The sequence below is a fragment of the Mycobacteroides saopaulense genome (assembly GCF_001456355.1).
Classification (GTDB): Bacteria; Actinomycetota; Actinomycetes; order Mycobacteriales; family Mycobacteriaceae; genus Mycobacterium; species Mycobacterium saopaulense.
This window is the reverse complement of sequence record NZ_CP010271.1, coordinates 2,431,401-2,448,033: the sequence shown is the minus strand read 5'-3', so window position 1 is coordinate 2,448,033 and position 16,633 is coordinate 2,431,401. Positions and strand designations below refer to the sequence as shown.

General features: G+C 64.8%; 13 protein-coding genes and 2 pseudogenes. 8 read left to right on the top strand and 7 right to left on the bottom strand.

Features of this window, described 5'->3' with window-relative positions; translation table 11 throughout:
- Position 1 precedes the first annotated feature (1 nt).
- Positions 2-550 carry a lipoprotein LpqH gene (locus MYCSP_RS12200; protein WP_083013358.1) on the top strand — a complete coding sequence of 183 codons (549 nt, stop codon included), beginning with the start codon at positions 2-4 and terminating at the stop codon, positions 548-550.
- A 153-nt stretch (positions 551-703) separates the two neighbouring features.
- Complete coding sequence (gene dnaE, locus MYCSP_RS12195) at positions 704-4,261, top strand: DNA polymerase III subunit alpha (RefSeq protein WP_088413873.1); 3,558 nt, start codon at positions 704-706, stop codon at positions 4,259-4,261.
- On the opposite strand, the pseudogene MYCSP_RS12190 reads toward dnaE, so the two are convergent.
- A pseudogene (locus MYCSP_RS12190) lies at positions 4,258-4,374 on the bottom strand (transcriptional regulator); the annotation flags it as partial. The gene dnaE and the pseudogene MYCSP_RS12190 sit on opposite strands and share 4 nt — an antisense overlap.
- Between MYCSP_RS12190 and MYCSP_RS12185 the strand changes: the two are divergent.
- Positions 4,373-4,651: pseudogene (locus MYCSP_RS12185) on the top strand (DUF5313 family protein); the annotation flags it as partial. The pseudogenes MYCSP_RS12190 and MYCSP_RS12185 overlap by 2 nt on opposite strands.
- Before the next feature lie 8 nt (positions 4,652-4,659).
- Here MYCSP_RS12185 and MYCSP_RS12180 read toward each other — a convergent pair.
- The 3 genes from MYCSP_RS12180 to MYCSP_RS12170 are packed head-to-tail and all read right to left on the bottom strand — an operon-like array spanning position 4,660 to position 6,479.
- The gene (locus MYCSP_RS12180; RefSeq protein WP_407661700.1) at positions 4,660-5,475 is read right to left on the bottom strand and encodes a DUF6498-containing protein; all 816 of its coding nucleotides are present in this window, start codon (positions 5,473-5,475) and stop codon (positions 4,660-4,662) included.
- A gap of 5 nt (positions 5,476-5,480) precedes the next feature.
- Positions 5,481-6,239, bottom strand: coding sequence for a hypothetical protein (locus MYCSP_RS12175; RefSeq protein ID WP_088413871.1), 759 nt, complete (start codon positions 6,237-6,239; stop codon positions 5,481-5,483).
- A gap of 33 nt (positions 6,240-6,272) precedes the next feature.
- Positions 6,273-6,479, bottom strand: coding sequence for a hypothetical protein (locus tag MYCSP_RS12170; protein WP_088413870.1), 207 nt, complete (start codon positions 6,477-6,479; stop codon positions 6,273-6,275).
- A 127-nt stretch (positions 6,480-6,606) separates the two neighbouring features.
- Between MYCSP_RS12170 and MYCSP_RS12165 the strand changes: the two genes are divergently transcribed.
- Positions 6,607-7,044: a nitroreductase family deazaflavin-dependent oxidoreductase gene (locus tag MYCSP_RS12165; RefSeq protein WP_070910261.1), complete on the top strand. Its 438-nt coding sequence runs from the start codon at positions 6,607-6,609 to the stop codon at positions 7,042-7,044.
- A gap of 14 nt (positions 7,045-7,058) precedes the next feature.
- Positions 7,059-8,300, top strand: coding sequence for a threonine ammonia-lyase IlvA (ilvA, locus tag MYCSP_RS12160; protein ID WP_162266355.1), 1,242 nt, complete (start codon positions 7,059-7,061; stop codon positions 8,298-8,300).
- Positions 8,301-8,305: 5 nt separating this feature from the next.
- Here the strand turns inward: ilvA and glgX are convergent, their stop codons facing one another.
- Entirely contained in the window at positions 8,306-10,447 is a 2,142-nt protein-coding gene (glgX, locus tag MYCSP_RS12155) for a glycogen debranching protein GlgX (RefSeq protein WP_088413868.1), read from the bottom strand.
- 38 nt (positions 10,448-10,485) lie between these two features.
- The gene (locus MYCSP_RS12150) at positions 10,486-12,666 is read right to left on the bottom strand and encodes an acyltransferase family protein (protein ID WP_088413867.1); all 2,181 of its coding nucleotides are present in this window, start codon (positions 12,664-12,666) and stop codon (positions 10,486-10,488) included.
- 122 nt (positions 12,667-12,788) lie between these two features.
- On the opposite strand from MYCSP_RS12150, the gene MYCSP_RS12145 reads away from it, so the two are divergent.
- The 3 genes from MYCSP_RS12145 to bioD are packed head-to-tail and all read left to right on the top strand — an operon-like array spanning position 12,789 to position 15,961.
- Positions 12,789-14,105 carry an adenosylmethionine--8-amino-7-oxononanoate transaminase gene (locus MYCSP_RS12145; protein ID WP_083013360.1) on the top strand — a complete coding sequence of 439 codons (1,317 nt, stop codon included), beginning with the start codon at positions 12,789-12,791 and terminating at the stop codon, positions 14,103-14,105.
- Positions 14,106-14,135: 30 nt separating this feature from the next.
- The gene (locus MYCSP_RS12140) at positions 14,136-15,281 is read left to right on the top strand and encodes an 8-amino-7-oxononanoate synthase (protein ID WP_083013220.1); all 1,146 of its coding nucleotides are present in this window, start codon (positions 14,136-14,138) and stop codon (positions 15,279-15,281) included.
- On the top strand, positions 15,278-15,961 hold the full coding sequence (bioD, locus tag MYCSP_RS12135; protein ID WP_083013221.1) for a dethiobiotin synthase: 684 nt from the start codon (positions 15,278-15,280) through the stop codon (positions 15,959-15,961). The genes MYCSP_RS12140 and bioD overlap by 4 nt, the downstream gene beginning before the upstream one ends.
- On the opposite strand, the gene MYCSP_RS12130 is transcribed toward bioD, so the two are convergent.
- Positions 15,954-16,628, bottom strand: coding sequence for a TetR family transcriptional regulator (locus MYCSP_RS12130; protein ID WP_083013222.1), 675 nt, complete (start codon positions 16,626-16,628; stop codon positions 15,954-15,956). The two genes, bioD and MYCSP_RS12130, sit on opposite strands and share 8 nt — an antisense overlap.
- Between the last annotated feature and the right edge of the window lie 5 nt (positions 16,629-16,633).

The window sequence follows — 16,633 nt, the reverse complement described above, 5'->3', positions numbered from 1 at the left end:
GATGATCATCGGGGTGGCCGTCGTTGCCACCGCGCTGTCCGGCTGTGCGTCACCCGTGGCGCGGCCCGGTGCGGCAGAGCTCAAGGCCATGGACGCCAGCATCGCGGCCGCGATGGCCAGTGCTATACCGGTGGAGAGTGCGGTGCCGGAACCGAAGGCGGAGGGCGGGCACCCCGCCTTCATATCGTCGGGCAAGGCCAGGGTGACGGTCGAGGGCACCGTCGTGAGCATGCCCGGACCGGTCTATTGCTTCGTGGACAAAGGCCTGACTCGCTTTCTGATCAATGTCGGCCCCAAGAAAGTGTCTGGGGGACACGCGATGGTGACGCTCGACCAGGAGTCGCTGGGAGTGCAGATGTTCGATATTCAGACGCGCGAACTCATCATCTTGCTGAACGAGGAGGACAACGTCGGCGAGCTGATCAAGGCGACCCGCAGTGGCGACGACTTTCTCGTCGAGGGAGAGGGATCCGGCTGGAACGCCGGCGTCGTCAAGACCATGACCTATGCGATCGATGTCAGCTGCCCGCCGGGCTGGGCCACGGGCTAACCGTTGCTGGCGGGGCGTTTGTGACCGCTGTGAATCAGGTAGCTGGATGAGCCCGACGACACACCCCCGACACGCCCGAGTCTGTCAGAGCCTCGCAATAAACTGACCCCTCTAACGATTGACGGCCGACCTGGGTCAGTACGAAAGGCACGTGTGAGCTCCTCGAATTCTTCGTTCGTGCACCTGCACAACCACACCGAGTACTCGATGCTCGACGGTGCGGCGAAGATCAAGCCGATGCTTGCCGAGGTCGAGCGCCTGGGCATGACCGCGGTCGGCATGACCGATCACGGGAACATGTACGGCGCCAGCGAGTTCTACAACGTCGCCACCGCCACCGGGGTCAAACCGATCATCGGCATCGAGGCGTACATCGCCCCGGCGTCGCGATTCGACACCAAACGTGTGTTCTGGGGCGATCCGGGCCAGAAGTCCGACGACGTGTCGGGCTCGGGTTCGTACACCCACATGACGATGGTGGCCGAGAACGCGACGGGCCTGCGCAACCTGTTCAAGCTGTCGTCGCTGGCGTCCTTCGAGGGTCAGCTCGGCAAGTGGGCCCGGATGGATGCCGAGCTCATCGCCGAACATGCCAGCGGCGTCATCGCCACCACGGGATGTCCTTCCGGTGAGGTGCAGACCAGGCTTCGGCTCGGGCAAGAGAACGAGGCACTTGCTGCCGCGGCCAAGTGGCAGGAGATCTTCGGTAAGGACAACTTCTTCCTGGAGCTGATGGACCATGGGCTGTCCATCGAACGCCGGGTGCGCGAGGGCCTGTTGGAGGTGGGCAAGAAGCTCGGCATTCCACCGCTGGCCACCAACGACTGCCACTACGTCACCAAGGACCACGCGCACAACCACGAGGCGTTGCTGTGTGTGCAAACCGGCAAGACCATGTCGGACCCCACCCGCTTCAAGTTCGATGGTGACGGTTACTACCTCAAGCCGGCATCGGAGATGCGGGACCTGTGGGATGACGCGGTCCCCGGTGCCTGCGACAACACGCTGCTGATCGCCGAGCGCGTGCAGCTCTACGAGGATGTCTGGAACTTCAAGGACCGGATGCCGGTCTTCCCGGTTCCCGAGGGCGAGGACCAGGACTCGTGGCTGCGCAAGGAAGTCGATCGGGGCCTGGAGCGCCGGTTCGAGGGTGTTCCCGGCGGAGTGCCCGACGAGTACTTCACCCGTGCTCACTACGAGCTCGACGTCATCAAGCAAAAGGGATTCCCCGCATACTTTCTGGTCGTCGGCGACCTCGTTTCCCATGCCAAAGAGGTCGGCATCCGCGTCGGCCCCGGCCGTGGGTCTGCGGCGGGCTCGCTCGTCGCCTACGCGCTGGGCATCACGAACATCGACCCGATTCCGCACGGTCTGCTGTTCGAGCGATTCCTCAACCCGGAACGGCCGTCGGCACCGGATATCGACATCGACTTCGACGATCGCCGCCGCGGCGAGATGGTTCGCTACGCCACCGAGAAGTGGGGGAGCGACCGGGTGGCGCAGGTCATCACCTTCGGCACCATCAAGACCAAGGCCGCACTGAAGGATTCGGCGCGAATCCACTACGGGCAGCCCGGTTTCGCGATCGCAGACCGCATCACCAAGGCGCTGCCGCCGCCGATCATGGCCAAGGACATCCCGGTGTGGGGCATCACCGATCCCGAGCATGAGCGGTACAAGGAGGCCGCCGAGGTCCGCACGCTGATCGACACCGATCCGGACGTGCGCACCATTTTCCAGACGGCACGCGGTCTGGAAGGTCTGATCCGCAACGCGGGCGTGCACGCCTGCGCGGTCATCATGAGTTCGGAGCCACTGACCGAGGCCATCCCGCTGTGGAAGCGCCCACAGGACGGCGCCATCATCACCGGTTGGGACTACCCGTCCTGTGAGGCCATCGGCCTGTTGAAGATGGACTTCCTGGGCCTGCGCAACCTCACCGTCATCGGTGACGCCCTGGACAACATCAAGGCCAACCGCGGGATCGATCTGGACCTCGATCACCTGCCGCTCGATGATCCGGCCACCTACGAATTGCTTTCCCGCGGTGACACTCTCGGGGTGTTCCAGCTCGATGGCGGGCCGATGCGGGACCTGCTGCGGCGCATGCAACCCACCGGGTTCAACGACATCGTCGCGGTTCTGGCGCTATACCGCCCCGGCCCGATGGGCATGAACGCCCACAACGACTACGCCGACCGTAAGAACGGCCGTCAGCCGATCAAGCCCATTCATCCCGAGCTGGAAGAGCCGCTCAAGGAGATCCTCTCCGAGACGTACGGCTTGATCGTCTACCAAGAGCAGATCATGTTCATCGCCCAGAAGGTCGCCTCGTACTCGATGGGTAAGGCCGACGCGCTCCGCAAGGCCATGGGTAAGAAGAAGCTCGAAGTGCTGGAGGCCGAATACAAGGGCTTCTACGAGGGCATGACCAACAACGGCTTCTCCGAGAAGGCCGTGAAGGCGTTGTGGGACACCATTCTTCCGTTCGCCGGCTATGCCTTCAACAAATCGCACGCCGCCGGCTACGGGCTGGTGTCCTTCTGGACGGCCTACCTCAAGGCCAACTATCCGGCCGAATACATGGCCGGACTGCTGACGTCGGTGGGTGATGACAAGGACAAGGCCGCCGTCTATCTCGCCGACTGCCGCCGCCTGGGCATCACGGTGCTGCCGCCGGACGTGAACGAGTCCGTGCACAACTTCGCCTCGGTGGGAGAGGACATCCGCTACGGGCTCGGCGGTGTCCGAAATGTCGGTGCCAACGTGGTGCAGTCGCTCATCGCCACCCGCGAGGAAAAGGGTGCGTTCACCGACTTCTCGGATTACCTGCACAAGATCGACATCGCGGCCTGCAACAAGAAGGTCACGGAATCGCTGGTGAAGGCGGGCGCCTTCGACTCGCTGGGCCATCCACGCAAAGGTCTTTTCCTCGTGCAATCCGACGCCGTGGACTCGGTGCTGGGCACCAAAAAGGCCGAAGCCATGGGACAGTTCGATCTGTTCGGCGGCGGTGGGGACGACAGTGCGGAGTCTTCGTCTGTGTTTGCGATTAAGGTGCCCGACGACGAGTGGGAAGAAAAACACAAGCTGGCCCTGGAGCGGGAAATGCTGGGCCTGTACGTATCCGGGCATCCGCTCAACGGGGTGGCGCACCTGCTGAGCCGTCAGACCGACACCCAGATCCCCACGATTCTGGAAGGCGATATCCCCAACGACACCCAGGTGCGTGTGGGAGGCATCCTGGCCTCGGTCAACCGTCGCGTCAACAAGAACGGGATGCCGTGGGCCTCGGCGCAGCTCGAGGATCTCACCGGTGGTATCGAGGTGCTCTTCTTCCCGCAGGCCTACTCGGTATACGGTGCCGAGATCGCCGACGACGCGGTGGTGCTCGTGAACGCCAAGGTTGCCATCCGGGATGACCGGATCTCCCTGATCGCCAATGACCTTGTGGTACCTGACTTCTCGCAGGCAGCCGATGATCGTCCGGTCGCGGTGACCATGCCGACCCGGCAATGCACCATCGACAAGGTGACGGCGCTCAAGCAGGTGTTGGCGCGGCATCCGGGCACCAACCAGGTACACCTGCGGTTGATCAGCGGAGAACGTGTCACCACCCTGGAACTCGATCAGTCGCTTCGGGTGACGCCCTCGTCGGCGTTGATGGGCGACCTCAAGGCGCTGCTCGGGCCGGGTTGCCTGGGCGGCTAGCTCGCCGCATCGGCGCCATCGAGCCATTCGGCTTGGTCGGCCACCACGCCGGTCAGGATCTTGCGCGCGGTGGCCAACAGCTCGGCCACCTGCGGCGAGGTCAACGTGTAGATCCCGCCGCATTTCATCCTGGCTCCGTTCTGGCTGCTGCCCGGCGGAACACTGCTGCACGTGGCGATCACCCTGCCGATTTACGTCTGGGCGATCCTGATGACCCACGCACTCAACAAGATCTGGCGGCGCTACCGGTTGGCCCAGCACGATCTGGATCCGGAACTGGCCGATATCGGCAACCGCGAGAAGCATGCGCGCAAGCACGAGGCGTACGCTCAGCGCTACGGCGCCCGGCCGGAGTCCACCGACACCTACTCCAGCAGTGATCCCATCTGATCAGCTGGTCAGCGCTTCGAGTCGGCCCATGGCTCTTCGTTCTTCCTGCGCCGTGCCGTCTCGTCACGTCGGTCCTTGGCCCACTGCTCCTCGAAGGTGAGCCCCAGACGTGCGCTCGGGATGCGGTTCATGGCGCTGCTCAACCAGCGCGGCGGCGTGGCAGGCTCCCATTGCGGGAAGGTGGTGCTCAGCGAATACATGGTCTTGAGGGCGACGAACACTCCGAACAGTGCGGACGGCGCATCGGTGACCGCGACTGCGAACATCCCGAAGATCAGGGTCAGGTGCACGACGGCCACTCGCAGAAAGCCGCGACTTGCCATCATCTCCAACTGCCAGAAGGACCACCGGCGTAGCGAGGGAAGGTCTATCAGGAGGTCGACGGCGAGGGCGATGAGCACCTGAAGGCATCCGAATCCGACACTGTGCCAGTCGATACCGATCAGTACGGCCTTGCCGTTGTGAGTGAGCAGGAACACGATCACCGCGAGGAAGAATCCATGTGCACCCGAAAAGACAAGGGTGGTGAACAGGAACCCCTTGACGAACGAGGTGCGCGAGTAGCTGCGGTCCGGTCCGGGGGCCTCGTATCTGAAGTGTCCGCGGCGCGGGCTCCACCTCCGGTGCAGGATCGCGCGAAGGGCGATGAACAGGGACGCCACCACCGTCTCGAACCAGTAGACGGCGAGCGTGGTGCCGGCCGACCATCCTCCGACGAACCACCCGGTGACGGGGATGGCATTGACCGCGAGCATCGTGGCCAGGTGCAGAATCCGATTGAGGGTCCCGGGGTCGTCCGATGTCGGGATGGAGTTCGGTGCGATCACGGCTAGCTCAGGATGTTCACGGCACGGGCGAGCACCAGTGCAACGGTCGAGAGTGCCACCATCGATTGCAACGTCATCAGCATCTTCGCCCACCGGGACAGCGGCATGGTGTCCGTGGGGGAGAAGGCGACAACGTTGGTGAAGCTCACGTACAAGTAGTCAGGGAACTTCGGGCGCCAATCCGGCGGTGCGAGTTCGGGATTGGCCATTTGCGGAAACATGAAGTCCGGATGCGGTCGTTCCGGGGTGTGGCGGGCGAAGGGCCCGCCGCGATCGAACTCCCAGTACCACATACCGAACACGATCACGTTGGTGATGAATATGGCCAGCCCGCTGCCGAGCAGCACGCGTGGGTTGTCGCCCATCTGCCCGGAGACGATCTTGTAATCGAGGAGAACCGCGGAGATCGTGTTATCGGCGGTGATGGCGGCGATCAGTACATACGTCGCCCAGCGCCCGAGAGTCGTTGAGCGCGTGAACTTTATCGGGTTGAGAATCACCAGGATCAGCAGGAGTACGGACTCGAGAGCGGGCAGCGGCCAGCGTGGGGTCAAATTGAACTGTGCCGGGATGGCCAACTGGAGACCGATCGCGGCGATCAGTGCGATGAGGACGGGTATCCGGCTTTCCGGCGCTCCCGGACGCAGCCACGACGGCAGATGCTTCTCGGCAGCCAGCACATCATCGGTGACCTCATGGGCAAGTCGCTCCATGCGTTGCCCGGCGGAATGCCCGGCAGTGGAATCGCGTGGCGAAGACATGGGGATGTATTACACCCCGGGGTGGGGTTCTGCTCAGTGAATGAGCGAGCCGGTCAGCCAGACAAAGCTGGCGACGGCGGCGGATGAGAGCACCGCGGTCGACATCGTCGCGATGAGCAGAAGCGTGATGACGAAGACCACCGCACCCGCTCCGAGTGCCAGCAGCTTGTAGGCGGGCCATGCGGCTCCGGTGACGTCCACCGACCGCACCTCGTGTGCAGCGCGTTCAAACGTCGTCATGGGTACAGGATAGGCCTAACGATGAAGTTCGGTCAACCGAACACGAGCATCGCGGGTGATGAAACAAAGCCATTCGACACCGTTATCGGGATGAATCCCCGATGGGGGGAGCGATACAGTTGTCGCCATGCCATTAACCGGTGAATACGAACCCAGTGGACTCGATTGGTCGCAGAAGCAGGTGGCCAGGATTATCGAGAGCGGGACCACCGATGGCACCACCATCGCGGATATGCCGGTGATCCTGTTGACCACGCTCGGCGCCAAGTCCGGGAAGCTGCGCAAGATCGCCCTGATGCGGGTCGAGCACAACGGTGAGTACGCCATCGTCGCCTCGCTCGGCGGGGCGCCCAAGAATCCCGTCTGGTACTACAACGTGAAAGAGAACCCGATCGTCGAACTGCAGGACGGCAGCACCACCAAGGACTACCAGGCACGCGAGGTGCTCGGCGACGAGAAGGCCACGTGGTGGGACCGTGCCGTCGAGGCCTACCCGCCCTACGCGGAATACCAGACCAAGACCGACCGTCAGATCCCGGTTTTCGTGCTGACGCCCGTCTCTTGAGCGCCGGCCCGGTGGTGACCGCCGCCGATATCGATGCGGCGGCCAAGCGCATCGACGAGGTGGTGCACCCGACTCCCGTCCAGCATGCCGACCGGTTGTCCGCACTGACCGGTGCCAACGTGTACCTCAAGCGCGAAGACTTGCAATCGGTCCGTTCGTACAAACTGCGTGGCGCCTTCAACCTCTTGATGCAGCTCAGTGATGAGGAGAAGGCTGCCGGCGTGGTGTGCTCCAGCGCCGGCAACCACGCCCAGGGATTCGCGCTGGCCTGCAACTCAATGGGCGTGCACGGCCGGGTCTACATTCCCAGCAAGACGCCGAAGCAGAAGCGTCAGCGAATCACGTACCACGGCAACGGATTCGTCGAGTTGATCGCGGTTGGGCACGGCTACGACGAAGCCGCGGCGGCGGCCAGGGCCGACGCCGAACGTACCGGAGCGACATTGGTTCCGGCATTTGACGACCCGCGGACCATCGCGGGACAAGGCACCATCGCGGCCGAGATCCTGGAGCAGCTGGACGCCGTGCCCGACGTGGTGGTGGTGCCCGTCGGCGGTGGCGGCTGTGCCGCCGGAATCACCGCCTACCTGCAGGAACGCGCACCCTCGGTGCGGATCGTCGGCGTCGAACCGGCCGGGGCCGCCTGCATGGCCGCGGCCCTGGCCGCCGGAAAGCCGGTTCCGCTGGAGCACGTCGATCCGTTCGTGGACGGTGCTGCCGTCCGGGTGGCGGGCGCGTTGACGCACGAGGTGTTGGCGGCAGCCGGTGACTCCATCCGCATGACAGCGGTCTCGGAGGGTGCCGTCTGCACCACCATGCTGGAGCTCTACCAGAACGAGGGCATCATCGCCGAACCCGCGGGCGCGCTGTCGGTGGCCGCGCTGGCCGACCTGGAGCTGGCGCCGGGCGAAACCGTTGTCTGTCTCATTTCCGGTGGCAACAACGATGTTTCGCGCTACGGCGAGATCCTGGAGCGGTCCTTGGTGCACCTGGGACTCAAGCATTACTTCCTGGTGGATTTCCCGCAGGAGCCGGGCGCGTTGCGTCGGTTCCTGGGGGAGGTGCTGGGTCCCAACGACGACATCACGCTGTTCGAGTACGTCAAGCGGAACAACCGTGAGATGGGTGCGGCGCTGGTAGGCATCGAACTCAGCAATGCCGACGACCTGTCGGGTCTGCTGGATCGTATGCAGGTCTCCGGCCTGGATATCGAACGGCTGGAGCCCGATTCGGCAGCGTTCCGCTACCTGACGTAGCTCGGCTAGCCGCTCTTACGCAGCACCACGAGAGCGCGGTCCTGCACGCGCACGGTCTTGCCGGCACTCACCACGGCAGAGCATTGGCCGTCGGGTTCGGCAGTGTCGAGCACCGCGGTCCACTGCGAGGCGTAGTCGCCGTCGGGTGTCACGAAATCCAGCGGTTCGTCGAAGGCGTTGAAACACAACAGGAATGAGTCGCCCGAAACACGCTCACCGCGTGCGTTGGGCTCTGGGATCGCGTCGCCGTTGAGGAAGACCGCCAGGCTCTTGCCGAATCCGCTGTCCCAATCGGCGGTGGTCATCTCCTCGCCGGCGGGGGTCAGCCAGGCGATATCGCGTACTTCTTCGCCCTCACGGATCGGGCGCCCGGCGAAGAACCGGCGGCGCCGGAACACCGGGTGCTGCTTGCGCAGTGCGATCACGGTCCTGGCGAAATCCAGCAGGTCGGCATTCGTGGAGGTGAGTTCCCAATCCATCCAGGACAGGGGCGAATCCTGGCAGTAGACGTTGTTGTTGCCCTGTTGGGTGCGGCCGATCTCGTCGCCGTGGGACAGCATCGGGGTACCCTGGCTCAGCACCAGAGTCGCCATGATGTTGCGCATCTGTCGGGCCCGTAGCGCGAGAATCGCGGCGTCGTCAGTGGGGCCTTCGACTCCGCAGTTCCACGAACGGTTGTAGGTTTCGCCATCCTGGTTGTTCTCACCGTTGGCCTCGTTGTGTTTCTCGTTGTAAGAGACGAGGTCCCGCAGGGTGAAGCCGTCGTGCGCGGTGACGAAGTTGATGCTCGCGCTGGGCCGGCGCCCGGTGGCCTCATAAAGGTCGGAGGAGCCGGTCAGTCGGGAGGCGAATTCTCCGAGAGTGGCCGGCTGTCCGCGCCAATAGTCGCGAACGGTGTCGCGGAACTTACCGTTCCATTCGGTCCACAGCCCGGGGAAGTTGCCCACTTGATATCCGCCCTCGCCGATATCCCACGGCTCCGCGATCAGTTTGACCTGGCTGACGACCGGATCTTGCTGAACCAGATCGAAGAAAGCCGATAGCCGGTCGACGTCGTGCAGCTCGCGGGCCAGGGTCGAGGCAAGGTCGAAGCGGAACCCGTCGACGTGCATCTCGGTCACCCAGTAGCGCAGCGAATCCATGATCAGCTGCAGCGTGTGGGGGTGGCGGGCATTGAGGCTGTTGCCGGTGCCGGTGTAGTCGGTGTATCGGGCCAGGTTGTCGTCGTTGAGTTTGTAGTAGGCGCGATTGTCGATGCCCCGGAAACTCAGGGTCGGACCGATGTGGTCCCCCTCGGCGGTGTGGTTGTAGACGACATCGAGGATGACCTCGATACCCGCTTCGTGAAATGCGCGCACCATGGCCTTGAACTCGGCGACGGCACCACCGGCGTGCGGGGACGACGCATATCCTGCGTGCGGAGCCAGGTATCCGAAGGTGTTGTACCCCCAGTAATTCCGCAGGCCCAGGGCGATCAGTCTGCTGTCGTGGAAGAACTGGTGCACAGGCATCAACTCGATCGCGGTGACACCCAGGGAGTTCAGGTGGTCGATCACCGCCGGGTGCGCCAGACCGGCATATGTTCCCCTGAGCTCTTCGGGGACCCCGGGATGCGTCTGCGTCATGCCCTTGACGTGCGCCTCGTAGATCACGGTCTCGTGGTACGGGGTGCGGGGCCGACGATCGGAACCCCAGTCGAAGTAGGGATTGATGACGACGGTGCTCATGGTGTGGCCCAGGGAATCTCGTGCCACCAGCACCTCGGTGTCTACCGGGTCGGTCTGGTAGGACAGCAGCGGCGGCGCCGTGTCGGGGCCGTAATCGAACTCACCGTGGAAGGCCTTGCCGTACGGATCGAGCAGCAGCTTGTTCGGATCACATCGATGCCCGTTCTCCGGATCCCACGGGCCGTGCACCCGGAATCCGTAACGCTGGCCGGGGGAGATGGTGGGCAGATAGCAGTGCCAGACGTACCCGTCGACCTCCTCGAGGGGCACTCGGGTTTCGGCACCGTCCTTGGCGATCAGGCACAGCTCGACCGAGGTGGCCACCTCGGAGAACAACGAGAAGTTGGTGCCCGCGCCGTCGTAGGTGGCGCCTAGTGGGTATGGGTTGCCCGGCCATACCTGAAGCGGTGGCAGGGTCATACGTGAACCCTATCGGTCACAGACGCTGATCGCGCGCTTCACTGGCCGGATTGAGCCGGCCGCCACCACCCGGTCGCTACCGCGATCTGCCGTCCGAGCTCCTTGGCCATGGTGCGCATGTAAGTCGCGGAGATGTGGTGAGAATCGTGATACACCAACACGTTTCCTTCCACCACCCGACATTTGTCGGGGCGGCAGATCGCCTTGGTCATATCGAGAATCTTCAACAGTGGGAACTTGTTCGCAATGGCGAGGGTGGGGTTCACGTCGTCGAGTGCACGATTGCGATCCATCGCGCACGAATCGGAGTTTCCGCCCGCGGAGATGCAGTCCGCCGCGGCGTAGGTGGTGCCGTCCCTGTCGATGAGCCACGGGGTGTCGCGCATGCCCAGCACGGGGATCCCGGCCTGATCGAATGCCGACCAGATCCCCAGGTAGCTATCGGGCATCACATCGCCGTCGCCAAAGGCCGAGCGTGGCCGGGTGGTGGTGGTGAACACGTAGTCGGGGTGTTCCTGGATCAGTCTCGACATCACCTCGTCGACCCATTTCTTGCAATCGGGGTATGGATCGTTGGATCCGGCGATGCGAGGGACCTCCTCGGTGCTGAGCGGGCAGCCCATCTTGAGGTAGGTGGTGATCTTGAAATTGTGCTGACGTCCCAAGATGTCGAGCGCGGTGATCCAGTGCTCCGCGTGCGAACCGCCGGCCAGCGCGATGGTCCGGGTGGCATGGGGATTGCCGTACGTACACGTGATCACCGCGCGATTGCGGAAGTCGCTGATGCAGTCCTGCTCGGTGGTGATCGGCAGATCGTCGGAGGCCTCCAGCGTGGTGGGCCGCATCGGTAGATCGGGAACCCGGTCGCCGTACAAGAGGGCCCCGGCGCCCGGGTAATCGCGCGGGCGCAGACCGGACAGCTCTTTGCCGTTGGAGCGCTGCACGGTGACGTGTTCAAGCCAGGTGAAGGAGGTGGCGGTGAGCGCGACGGCCATCAACACGATCGTGGTGCCCAGGGCCAGCGTCGGGCGGCGCAACCGTGTCCATAACGTCGAAGACTTCGAGACCACCCGGGGGTAGCGCAAGGGGGTCTCCACGTACTTGTTGGTCAGGTAGGCCAACGCCAGGGAGATGCCGAGGATGGCGGCACCTTCCCACAGTGAGACCTTGGGTTGACCGCTGTAGACCAGCCAGTAGACCAGCAGCGGCCAATGCCACAGGTAGAGCGCGTAGGCCAGCGAGCCCAGCTCGATCAGCGGTCGCGCGGCCAGGAACCGATTGGCCGCCGGTGGTGACATGTCGGTCGACAGGTTCGCGGCAGACAAGATCAGCACCAGGGTGGCCACAACCGGCACCAGGGCCAGCGGTCCCGGGAATTCGCGGACGCCGTTGATGAGGGCACCACAGGACAGGATCGCCGCGAGCGCCACGATGCTGAGCACCTGGCGAAGCCACGTCGGCCAATGGGTGCCGGCCACGAATGCGCCGACCAGTACCCCGAGGAGCAGCTCCCACGCCCGCGCGAAGGTGTTGTAGTACGCGACCGACTGGAAGTCCAGATGGGCGAAGATGGCGTAGACGAAGGATGCGATGCTCAGGCCGGCGATGACCACGATGAGCACGGGGCGGATGTGGCGGCCCAGCGGTTTACGCAGCAGCACGGCCAGGAGGTACACCAGCGCCAGGAAGCCCACGTAGAACTGGCCCTGAACCGACATCGACCACAGGTGCTGCAGCGGGCTGACCGACTCGCTGGCCGCCAGGTAGTCCGCCGCCGTGTTGGCGAGCTCCCAGTTCTGGTAGTAGCCCAGGCTGGCCAGGCTTTGCTCGGCAAACGTCTCCCAGCGGGTTTCCGGCTGCACCAACACGGTCAGTACGGCACAGGCCGCTAGCACCAGGATGAGCGCGGGCAGCAGACGCCGGACCAGTCGTTTCAGCACCGGCACCGGGTTGAGCGAAGCTCCCTGTGTGGTTGCTGTGCGCAGCAGCTTGCTGCCGTAGAAGAAGCCCGAAAGAGTTAAGAAAACGTCAACTCCGCCCGACACCCGGCCGAACCACACGTGAAACACGGCGACCAGAAAGATCGCGATTCCACGCAGGCCGTCGAGGTCGTGGCGGTAAAATGCCTTGTCGCTCTTCGGTTTTGGGGTGGCGTCGACCGTCGCCGCGGGTGACACCTCGGGCTCGGTCATTGGTTTGGTTGCTGAGACGAAGAACATTTTCGCCCCCAATGTACCCATGGTTGCCGAGAGTCTTGGCAGTTGCGCGCCAACGGCGTGTGCGCGTGAGGCGAATGGCTACACATGCGGAGGCTGTGACAGGCTCGACGACTGTGCCGAGATTGACGCCGGATGAGGTCGGGGCGATCGATGCTGCGCATGTATGGCATCCGTACAGCAGGATCGGCGATGGCGACACAACTCAGCGGCCGTTGGTGGTGACCGGCGCGCGCGGCCCGAACATCACCGTGGTGCGTGACGGCCACGAGGTCGAGGTGCTGGACGCCATGAGCTCATGGTGGTCCTGCATTCATGGCCACGGCCACCCCGTGCTGGACCGTGCGGCCACCGAACAGATCGCCTCGATGAGCCACGTGATGTTCGGCGGACTCACCCATGAACCTGCCGCTCGGCTGGCCGAGCTGTTGGTGGAACTGACACCGGCCGGACTGGAGACGGTGTTCTTCTGCGATTCCGGGTCCGTATCGGTGGAAGTGGCGATCAAGATGGCGCTGCAGTACTGGCGCAGCCTGGGGCTGCCCGCCAAGCACCGCCTCATGACCTGGCGTGGGGGCTACCACGGCGACACCTTCACGCCGATGAGCGTGTGCGACCCCGAGGGTGGCATGCACTCATTGTGGACCGACGTGCTGGTGGAACAGATATTCGCAGAGCAGGTTCCCAGCGCTTACGACGACGAATACATGCGCCGTTTCGAAGCCGAGCTGACCGAACACGCCGCCGAGCTGGCGGCCGTCATCGTCGAGCCGGTGGTTCAGGGTGCCGGAGGGATGAGGTTCCACGATCCGCGTTACCTGTCCGAACTGCGTGCCATCTGCGACAGGCATGGCGTGCTGTTGATCTTCGACGAGATCGCGACAGGTTTCGGGCGCACGGGCGAATTGTTCGCCGCCGACCACGCCGGGGTAAGTCCCGACATCATGTGCGTCGGTAAGGCGATCACCGGCGGTTATCTCACGCTGGCCGCGACCCTGGCCACAGCCAAGATCGCGCGCACCATCAGTGAGGGCCCGGCCGGCGCACTCATGCATGGGCCGACCTTCATGGCCAATCCGCTGGCGTGCTCGGTGGCGGTCGCGTCGATCGAACTGCTGATGTCGGGAGACTGGAAGTCGCGGATCGAGCAGATCTCGGCGGGATTGCGTCAGGGGCTGGCGCCCGCCGCAGATCTGAGCGGGGTCGCGGACGTGCGGGTGTGCGGGGCGATCGGTGTCATCGACATGCGGCACCCGCTAGGTGCGCAAGGCATGCGGATCGCCACCGACGCCGCGCTCGACGAGGGCGTGTGGTTGCGGCCTTTCCGGACGTTGATCTACACGATGCCGCCGTACATCTGCGACGACGACGAGATCCGCCGGATCGCCCTGGCGATGGTGCGGGCGGCGACAGCCGTAGGAGCTGACTCCTCGGTGCGCTAGCCTGAACACCGTTCAGGAGAGGAGGCGTCGGTGGCCGAGGCATCATCACCGCTTGCCTGGTTAGGTGAGGTCGAGCGTCAACGTGAGGCTGCCGGATTGCGTCGACGGCTCCGTACCCGCAGCGCAGCCGAGCCTGAGATCGACCTCGCCTCCAACGACTATCTGGGTCTGGCACGGCACCCGCAGGTCATCGAGGCCGGTGTCGAGGCCCTGCGGATATGGGGTGCTGGATCCACCGGTTCGCGCCTGGTCACCGGCAACACCGAGCTGCATGAAGAGCTGGAGCGCGAGCTCGCAGACTTCATGGGTACACAGTCGGCGCTGGTCTTCTCTTCGGGCTACACCGCCAATCTCGGTGCCGTCGTGGCGCTTTCCGGTCCCGGAACACTCATCGTGTCCGACGCCCGCACGCATGCCTCGCTGATCGACGCCTGCCGCTTGTCGCGTGCACGGGTCGTGGTGACGCCGTACCGCGACACGCAAGCAGTGGCCGCGGCGTTGGCGCAACGCCCCGAGGAACGGGCCCTGGTGCTCACCGACGCGGTGTTCAGCGCTGACGGTGCACTCGCTCCGCTGCTCGAGCTGCATCGGGTCTGCCGCGGTCATCGCGCCGTGTTGCTGGTCGACGAGGCGCATGGGCTGGGGGTGCGTGGATCGGGTGGCCGGGGTCTGGTCTCCGAAGTCGGGCTCGCCGGTCTCGACGATCTGGTGGTGACCGTCACGCTTTCCAAGGCTCTGGGCAGCCAGGGTGGGGCCGTGTTGGGATCTGAGGCGGTGCGTGCGCACCTGATCGACGCCGCGCGTCCCTTCATCTTCGATACCGGGCTGGCTCCGGCCGCGGTCGGATCGGCACTGGCTGCGCTCCGTCTGATGGCTGCCGAGCCGCGGCGAGTGCGTGCAGTCCTCGACCACGCGGCAACGCTGGGGCAGTGGTGCGGCGTGGCCGAGAAGCCCGAATCGGCAGTGGTGCCGGTGGTGCTCGGCGACCCGATGGTTGCGTTCGATGCCGCGAAGGCATGCCTGGAACAAGGTGTCAGGGTGGGCTGCTTCCGCCCGCCGTCGGTCCCCGAAGGACAGTCGCTGCTGCGCTTGACCGCGCGTGCCTCACTCACCGAGGCCGATATGGATCGCGTGCATGAGGTGCTCGGCGCCGTTCTGGCACTGGCCCGCCGGTGACCATCCTGCTGGTGACCGGGACATCGACCGGAGTCGGCAAGACGGTGGCGACGGCGGCGCTGGCCGCCGCGGCCGTGAGCCAGGGCATCGATGTGACGGTGTGTAAACCGGTGCAGACAGGGGAGGACCGGGACGCCGACGAGGTCGCGCGGCTATCCGGGGTGACGCGGGTCGAGACTCTGGCCCGGTACCCCGAACCGCTGGCTCCGGTGGCTTCGGCCTCGCGGGCAGGTCTGGCGTTGCTCGATCATGTGCAGATGGCGACATCGATCTTCGCGCTGGATCGGCCGGGGGCGCTGACCCTTGTCGAGGGTGCAGGCGGTCTCCTGGTGGAGCTGGCCGCGGGGGGCAAGACCCTGCGTGATCTGGCGATCGTGCTGGATGCGCCCGTGTTGGTGGTGACGACAGCCGACCTGGGCACCCTCAATCACACGGCACTGACGCTGGAAGCCCTCGCCGCGCAGTCGGTGCCCTGTGCCGGGCTGGTGGTCGGCAGCTTCCCTGCCGAGCCCGACCTTGCGCAACGGCTCAACCGCGAGGATCTGGCGAATCAGTTCCAGATACCGGTGCGCGCAGTGATTCCCGAAGGCGCCGCACGCCTGATGCCCGCAGCCTTCGCGGAGATGAGCGTGGCGCTGTTCGACCCGCAGTGGGTTACCGAACTGGTGGCCGCTAGCTGACCGGGCTGGATTGGCGGGCGAGCTGACCGATGCCGTCGACGAGCAGCCGCACGCCGAAACCGAACTGCGCGGTCGGGTCGGCCAACCCCGCGCCGTCCGCGAGAAGCGACTGACCCTGTTCGAGTGCGCCGGCGGAATCCCATTGCAGCCGGGACTGTTCGTCGGCAACGTAGCCGAGCACGTAGTAGACGATGCTGCGCCCGGCCAGCGCGGCGGGAACCGCACTGAGTCCCGCGGCGACCGCGGCCTCGGCCAGGCGATCGAGGACCGTGATCATGTGCGAGGTCTGGCCCGAGGCGAAGCTGGCCGACACCAGCTCCGCACCGTCTTTGTGGGAGAGCAGGGCATCGCGCAGCGCCGAGCACACATAGTCGATGCGCTGCTGCCAGGGCATGTCACGACGGTCGGTCTCGGCCAATGGAGCCAACACGTGATCGGCGACCGCGCCGAGCAGCTGTTGCTTGTTGGCGAAATGCCAGTACAGCGCGCTCGGTGCGATGTCCAGCTCACGAGCCAGCCGGCGCATGGTCAGATCCGCGATCCCGTAGTCGTCGAGAAGCGCGGTGGCCCGGCGCACCAGGTCGTGTCGGTTCAGCGCTCGACGCTCTTCGCGTAAGCGGCTCATCGGCGGGGCCGTGCGCCCCTTGTTTGGCTCAGTGATGGCCATACTCT

What these genes read in the sequence shown, in the direction of transcription:
- MYCSP_RS12200 (WP_083013358.1), top strand. Translation starts at nt 2, where the DNA reads ATGATCATCGGGGTGGCCGTCGTTGCCACCGCGCTGTCCGGCTGTGCG.
- MYCSP_RS12175 (WP_088413871.1), bottom strand. Translation starts at nt 6,239, where the DNA reads ATGTCTTCGCCACGCGATTCCACTGCCGGGCATTCCGCCGGGCAACGC.
- MYCSP_RS12170 (WP_088413870.1), bottom strand. Translation starts at nt 6,479, where the DNA reads ATGACGACGTTTGAACGCGCTGCACACGAGGTGCGGTCGGTGGACGTC.
- MYCSP_RS12165 (WP_070910261.1), top strand. Translation starts at nt 6,607, where the DNA reads ATGCCATTAACCGGTGAATACGAACCCAGTGGACTCGATTGGTCGCAG.
- glgX (WP_088413868.1), bottom strand. Translation starts at nt 10,447, where the DNA reads ATGACCCTGCCACCGCTTCAGGTATGGCCGGGCAACCCATACCCACTA.
- MYCSP_RS12150 (WP_088413867.1), bottom strand. Translation starts at nt 12,666, where the DNA reads ATGTTCTTCGTCTCAGCAACCAAACCAATGACCGAGCCCGAGGTGTCA.
- MYCSP_RS12130 (WP_083013222.1), bottom strand. Translation starts at nt 16,628, where the DNA reads ATGGCCATCACTGAGCCAAACAAGGGGCGCACGGCCCCGCCGATGAGC.